Origin of the sequence: Streptomyces sporangiiformans, assembly GCF_005768555.2 — a bacterium.
GTDB classification, from domain to species: domain Bacteria; phylum Actinomycetota; class Actinomycetes; order Streptomycetales; family Streptomycetaceae; genus Streptomyces; species Streptomyces sporangiiformans.
On the sequence record NZ_VCHX02000162.1, the window covers coordinates 52,168 to 58,439 of the forward strand.

General features: G+C 73.3%; 5 protein-coding genes. 2 read left to right on the plus strand and 3 right to left on the minus strand.

Annotation, left to right across the window (positions count from 1 at the left end):
* Positions 1 to 14 precede the first annotated feature (14 nt).
* The 3 genes from FGD71_RS26805 to FGD71_RS26815 form a co-directional block, all read right to left on the minus strand.
* The gene (locus FGD71_RS26805; RefSeq protein WP_119103091.1) at positions 15 to 1,610 is read right to left on the minus strand and encodes a transporter; all 1,596 of its coding nucleotides are present in this window, start codon (positions 1,608 to 1,610) and stop codon (positions 15 to 17) included.
* Complete coding sequence (locus FGD71_RS26810; protein WP_119103092.1) at positions 1,607 to 2,398, minus strand: ABC transporter ATP-binding protein; 792 nt, start codon at positions 2,396 to 2,398, stop codon at positions 1,607 to 1,609. Before FGD71_RS26810 ends, FGD71_RS26805 begins: the two co-directional genes overlap by 4 nt.
* A 159-nt stretch (positions 2,399 to 2,557) precedes the next feature.
* A complete protein-coding gene (locus FGD71_RS26815) occupies positions 2,558 to 3,217 on the minus strand; it encodes a bifunctional DNA primase/polymerase (RefSeq protein ID WP_119103093.1) in 660 nt (219 codons plus the stop codon).
* A gap of 319 nt (positions 3,218 to 3,536) precedes the next feature.
* Between FGD71_RS26815 and FGD71_RS26820 the strand changes: the two genes are divergently transcribed.
* Both FGD71_RS26820 and FGD71_RS26825 read left to right on the plus strand, forming a co-directional pair.
* Positions 3,537 to 4,922 carry an NsdA family TPR-like regulatory protein gene (locus tag FGD71_RS26820; RefSeq protein WP_119103094.1) on the plus strand — a complete coding sequence of 462 codons (1,386 nt, stop codon included), beginning with the start codon at positions 3,537 to 3,539 and terminating at the stop codon, positions 4,920 to 4,922.
* A 225-nt stretch (positions 4,923 to 5,147) separates the two neighbouring features.
* Positions 5,148 to 6,272: DNA polymerase III subunit gamma/tau domain-containing protein (locus tag FGD71_RS26825; protein ID WP_478131419.1), on the plus strand; the 1,125-nt coding region annotated here is incomplete at its 3' end.

The window sequence follows — 6,272 nt, forward strand, 5'->3', positions numbered from 1 at the left end:
CGAAAGCCGTGCCGTCAGCCCTTGCTGACGGCCGCCAGGATCTCCGGCAGGTGCCGCGCCGTGCGCGGCGCGGCCAGCCGTAGCCCCAGCAGGCCGATCAGCGCCCCGTACGCCGTCCCCAGCGGCAGCAGCACCCATGTCCACTCCTCCCCGCCCATCACGACGTGCAGCACGATCGTGAAGGTGAGGACGGGCGCGCACAGCAGGGCCGCCGAGACCATGCCGCCGAAGATGGAGATCCAGGCGAGGCCCGCCTGCCCGGGGGCCGCGCTCTTGTAGCCCTCCTGGGGGATCGAGTACGGGAAGCGGGCGGAGGACCAGGCTCCGGTCGCCAGCATCGCGCCGAGCAAGGCGAAGGACAGGCCCAGGACTTCGGGCAGGGCGGGCCAGTCGCCGAGCATCGCCGTCGTCAGGACGCTCACGAGCGTCGCGTACGGGAGGGTGATCACCAGGAGCGCCAACGCCCGTCCGCGCAGTTCGACATACGCGTCACGCGTGGACGAGATCGTCATCGCGACCATCCAGAACGCGGACGTGTCCTGCCCGAACTGGTTGTACATCTGGATCCCGAGCATCCCGGCGGCGAAGCACGCGAAGTAGATCGAGCCGGTGCCCTGCAGCGCGTTGAACAGCGGAACGATCAGGCCGATCGCGAGCGACGTCACCCACGCGGCCTTCGTCTTGGGATCGCGCCACACGTACCGCAGACTGCGCTCCATGACCGTGCCCGTGCGGCCCGCGGGCAGCAGGCGGCCCAGGCCCGAGGAGCGGCCGGCCTGGTCCCGCGCGGGCTCGGCGGCCTGGAGCGTGGAGCCGTCCGGTGAGGTCATCAGCCGGGTCAGACTCCGCTGCCAGAGGGCCAGCAGAGCCGCCAACGCCAGCGCGCTCAGGGCGATCTGGGCGCCCCCGGTGGCGTACGCGCCCTCGCTCACCGAGTCGACCGCGCCGATCGCCGACGCCGGTGGCACCCAGCGCAGCACGTCGGCCGCCGGATCCAGCGTGGACAGGCCCGACGCACCGAGCTTCTGCGCCCCGAAGTTGACGACCTGCGCCCCCACAGCGATCACCAGACCGCTCAGTACGGCGAGATCGCGGCCCTTGCGGCTGGTCAGCAGACGGATGTTGGCGGCGGCGACCGCACGGGCGAGGGCCACACAGACGAGAAGCGCGAGGACGACAGCGACGACTCCGGTGACGTACGCCGCCGTGCCGCGCGCCGTCGCGATCACGGAACCGGCGAACATGCACAGGGTGAACAGCGGCCCTATGCCGATCAGGGAAGCCGCCAGCAGGGCGCGGACGAGCGGGCGTGGGCGCAGCGGCAGCATCACCAGGCGGGTGGGGTCGAGCGTCTCGTCGCCGCCGGGGAAGAAGAGGGGCATCACGGCCCAGCCGAGCGCCAGGACGGTGGTGAGCAGCACCGTGACGGACACCGCGTGGGTGTTGCCGCGCAGCGCGATCAGGCCGATGAGCTGGAGCGCGGCGAAGAGCAGGACGAGGACCATCGACGCGACGTACGCGGCCCGCCGCCCGGCCGACTGCCGCAGGCCGTTGCGCAGGAGGGACAGCTTCAGTCGTACGACGACGGGGACGACGGCGGCGGTGCTCATCGGGCGCCGCCGCCGAGCCAGTCGAGGTGGGTGCTCGTGTCGCGGTCGTTCGCCCCGACGAGTTCGAGGAACGCCTGCTGGAGGGAGGGCGCCGTGCCGCGTACGTCTGCGGTCGGGCCGTGTGCGCGGATGCGGCCCGCGGCCATCACCGCGACCCAGTCGCAGAGCGACTCGACGAGTTCCATGACGTGGGAGGAGAAGACGACGGTGGCGCCGGACGCGGTGTACCGCTCCAGGACGCCGCGGATCGTCTGCGCGGAGACGGGGTCGACGCCCTCGAACGGCTCGTCGAGGAAGAGGACTTCGGGATTGTGCAGGAGCGCCGCGGCGAGCCCGATCTTCTTGCGCATACCGGTCGAGTAGTCGACGACGAGCTTGTGCTGGGAGCCGGCCAGGTCGAGGACCTCCAGCAGCTGGGTGGCCCGCTTGTCGACCTCGGTGCCCGGCAGTCCGCGCAACCGGCCGGTGTACGCGAGGAGTTCACGGCCCGACAGGCGCTCGAACAGCCGGAGGCCTTCCGGCAGGACGCCGATGCGGGCCTTGACCTCCGTCGGATCGCGCCACACGTCGTGTCCGACGACTTCGACGGTGCCCTGGTCGGGCCGGAGCAGGCCGGTCACCATCGACAGGGTGGTGGTCTTCCCCGCCCCGTTCGGCCCGACCAGGCCGATGAACCGGCCCGCGGGCAACTCCAGATCCACCCCCGCCACAGCGATCTGCTCCCCGAACCGCTTCCACAGCCCCTGTACGCGCACGGCAACAGCGCCCACCCTCGCTCCCTCCGTCATGCGAGCACGATACGGGTCAGCACTACGCACCCGGCCGGGGCCGCGCCCCTGAGGGGCGCGGGGCGGTGACACTTGCGGCTCCGCCGCGTGGGCGCATCCAGCCAATACCTTCCGCGGATTTCATGCCGTGCCCCACTCCCCGCGGAGCGCTCCGCCTGGTCAACGACGCGCGTCGCGCCCGCACGCGTAAGCGAGAGGCGAGATCAGCTCCTCCGCGTCGGGCAGCCACCGGTTGGCGGGTGTCGGCCGGCAGGCCCACTGCACCGCTCCGTGTGCCCCGAACCGGGTGGGCGGCGCCGCCACGTACGCCCCCTCGCCGAGCACGTCCAGGTCCAGCGTCGAGAGGGGCCAGCCGAGCCTGCGGACCAGGTCGGGGATCTTCGCGGCGGCTCCGGGCAGGACGAAGAACTGCATCCGCCGGGCCGGGGTGCAGGTCACGGGGCCGAGCGTCAGCTCCATGCGCCGCATGCGGGCGAGCGCGAGGAAGCCCGCTGTCTCGGGGACGTCGATCGCGTCGAACGTGCGCCCCGTGGGCAGCAGGATCGACGCGGACGGCTGTTTCGTCCACAGTCGGCGCGCGACGGTCGCACTGCCCGTCGCCTGGGTCGGCCAGTCCTCGCGCGCCGGGTGCGCGCCGGGGAGGGCGCACGCGGGCTCGCCGCACGAGCAGCGCTGCACCCCGTCTACGGCTTCCAGCCAAGTGCCGGGGAACACGTCCCAGTGGCGCTCTTCGGCATAGCGCACGGCGATGTCCTGCAGTGCTTCCCCGCGCTGCTTGGGGATCTGCGCGGTCTGGGTGCTCGCGATGGTCTCTTCCACGCTGAACTCAACTCCCGTGCTCACCTCGGGTTACGGGCCTGACGCGCGCGGGGGAGGAGCATCGATCCCTCGTGTGGGGCGCATGGATGCATGGGTGGGGGCGCGCATGGGCAACGACGGCGTGGGCTGGGTAGCCACGTGTGAGGCCGGGCAGCAGCCTTCAACCCCGGCAATCCTCGCATGTCTCGCATTTTCGGTATGTCCGCGGGGCATCGATCTTCAAGGCCGGATCCATTCCCTCGGGTCGGGGGGCCGGCTGTGAGGAATCGTCAACTCGGTGCGCGTGCAGGCACCCGAGCCGTGAAGCAGGGGGTACGCCATGGCCGCAAGGCCTCTCGTCGCGCGGCAGCCGAACGAACGGCTGCAGGCGCTCATCCAGGAAGCGGGCTGCTCGAACGCCGGCCTGGCCCGCCGGGTCAACATGTGCGGCGCGGAACACGGTCTCGATCTGCGCTACGACAAGACGTCCGTGGCGCGCTGGCTGCGCGGACAGCAGCCGCGCGGGCGGGCGCCCGCGATCATCGCCGAGGCGCTGGGCCGCAAACTGGGCCGGACGGTCACGATCGACGAGATCGGGATGGCGAACGGCAAGAACCTCGCCTCCGGTGTGGGCCTGCAGTTCTCGCCGACCGTTCTCGGCGCCATCGAGCAGGTCTGCGAGCTGTGGCGCAGCGACGTGGGGCGCCGGGACTTCCTGTCCGGCTCGTCCGTCGCCGCCTCCGCGCTCGTCGAGCCGAGCCGGGACTGGCTGATCTCCGCGCCGGACTCGCAGGTGGCACGCTCGGTCGGGCCGCGGGTCGGGCTCTCCGACGTGGCGGCGGTCCGGGCGATGACGCAGGCGCTGGTGGACCTGGACCATCAGTACGGCAGCGGGCACGTGCGCCCGGTGGTCGTGCACTACCTGAACAGCGTCGTCTCCGGGCTGCTGGCGGGCTCGTACCGGGAAGCGGTCGGGCGGGAACTCTTCGCCGCGGTCGCCCGGTTGACGGAGCTGGCGGGCTACATGGCGGTCGACACCGGGCAGCCGGGCCTCGCGCAGCGGTACTACATCCAGGCGCTGCGGCTCGCCCAGGCGGCAGGTGATCGCGGGTACGGCGGGTACGTGCTGGCCGCGTCCATGAGCCACCTGGCCGCGCAACTCGGGAACCCGCGGGAGATCGCGCAGTTGGCGCGCGCGGCGCAGGAGGGCGCGCGTGGGCGTGTGACCCCGCGCGCGGAGTCGATGTTCCATGCCGCCGAGGCGCGCGGGCACGCGCTCATGGGCGACGCGCGGGCGGCCCAAGTGGCGTCGGGGCGGGCGGTCACGGCTCTTGAGTCGGCCGACGGTGCCTCCGGGGACGACCCGCAGTGGATCGCGCACTTCGACGAGGCCTATCTGGCGGACGAACTGGCGCACTGCCACCGGGATCTCGGGCAGGCCCAGGCGGCCGCACGATGCGCGGAGGAGTCCCTCGCCGGGCATCCGGAGACACGCGCCCGGCGGCGCGCGATCGGGTTCGTCCTGCTGGCCAGCGCGCAGGTGCAGCAGCGCGAGGTGGAGCAGGCCTGCCACACGGGGATGCGGGCCGTCGAGCTCCTCGGCACGTTGCGGTCGAACCGTGGGGCCGAGTACCTGGACGACTTCCAGCAGCGACTGGAGCCCTACCGCGACGAGCCGGTGGTACGGGAGTTCGGGGCCCGGATGGATTTGCAGGCGGCGGCTTAGCGCAGGCGTAGGCAGGGGTGGTGGTGTCGGCGTACGCGGGCGTGAGCGGAGGGGACACGGACGGGTGATGTGTGAAAGGGGGCACTTAGCGGCGCCTTGAGAGGGGATTTCGTCACTTGTGCTCCATGGGGCGAGGGCCACGATCTGAGCTGCGTGGCATCGGGTTGTGGGGACCCGGTAGCGTGAACCGACGATTCCGAAGGTCCCCCATTCGTAGGAGTCCCGGTGACGCAGAACGGACAGGGCGAGGAGCCCTCGCAGCGCCCCGCGCGCGAAGGCATCGTGCTGCCGTCCGACGGCGGCGCTCCTCTCCTCCCGGGTCAGCAGCAGGCGGACCACGCGACCCCGGCGGGCGGCCAGGCCTGGGGCCAGCCGTGGGGCCCCGGCCAGGCTCCTCCGGAGCACGGACAGGGCGGACCTTCACCCGCGCCGGACGCGGGCAACCCCGCCGCCCCCTCCTGGGGCGCGCCGTCCGAGCCCACCCCCGGATGGGACCCACCGGCATCCGCCTCCGCGCCGGGGTGGGGCACCGAAGGGGCGTCCGGGTACGGGTCGCAGGGCTCCGGCCCGGCGCCGGCGTACGGGTCGCAGGGATCCGACCAGGCTTCGCAGTACGGGTCGCAGGGATCCGACCAGGCTTCGCAGTACAGGGCGCAGGGATCCGACCAGGCGTCGGCGTACGGGGCGCCAGGGTCCGGCCAGGCTTCGCGGTACGGGATGGGCGCCGACGCGGTGCCCCAGTGGGGTGCCTCTCCGGCGCCCGGCGGTGGGGGCCATGCGCCGTCTCCGGACGGCGGAGCGGGTTCGCTGCCGCACCAGCCGGCTGACACGAGCGGGCGCCCGGCGGAGGGCACGCCGCCACCGCCGCAGGGAACCGGCGGGTACGCCCCGCGCCAGCCGACGGACGGGTACGGGAACCCGCAGACGCCGCAGGCGCCGGGTGGCCCGGGCGGGCCTCAAGGGCCGACCGGCCCTGGCAGCGGGCCGCAGTCTCCGGGCGGGTACGGCGACTCGCAGCCCTCCGCCGGTTCCGCGGCCCCGCAGATGCCCCATGGCTACGGCGCTCCGCAGGCGTCCGGCGACCCTGCCGCCGCGGGGACGCCGGGCGCGTATGGCGCCTCGCAGCCCGCGCAGGACCCGGCGACGTCGCCTCCTTCCGCCGAGCACGCGGCACCGCGGACGCCTGGTGGCGGGTACGGCGGCCCGTCGGAGCTCGACGGCCGGTCCGCTGTGCGGGAGCCCGGCGGATACGGCACCTCGCAGGCGCCGGCCGCGTACGGTGCCGCCCAGCCCGCGCCCGGCCAGGTCGTGCCGCGTCCCCCCGCCGAGCGCGGCGCGCAGCCGCAGCCG

Coding starts and splice junctions, on each gene's coding strand:
- FGD71_RS26805 (WP_119103091.1), bottom strand. CDS start 1,610: ATGAGCACCGCCGCCGTCGTCCCCGTCGTCGTACGACTGAAGCTGTCC.
- FGD71_RS26810 (WP_119103092.1), bottom strand. CDS start 2,398: ATGACGGAGGGAGCGAGGGTGGGCGCTGTTGCCGTGCGCGTACAGGGG.
- FGD71_RS26820 (WP_119103094.1), top strand. CDS start 3,537: ATGGCCGCAAGGCCTCTCGTCGCGCGGCAGCCGAACGAACGGCTGCAG.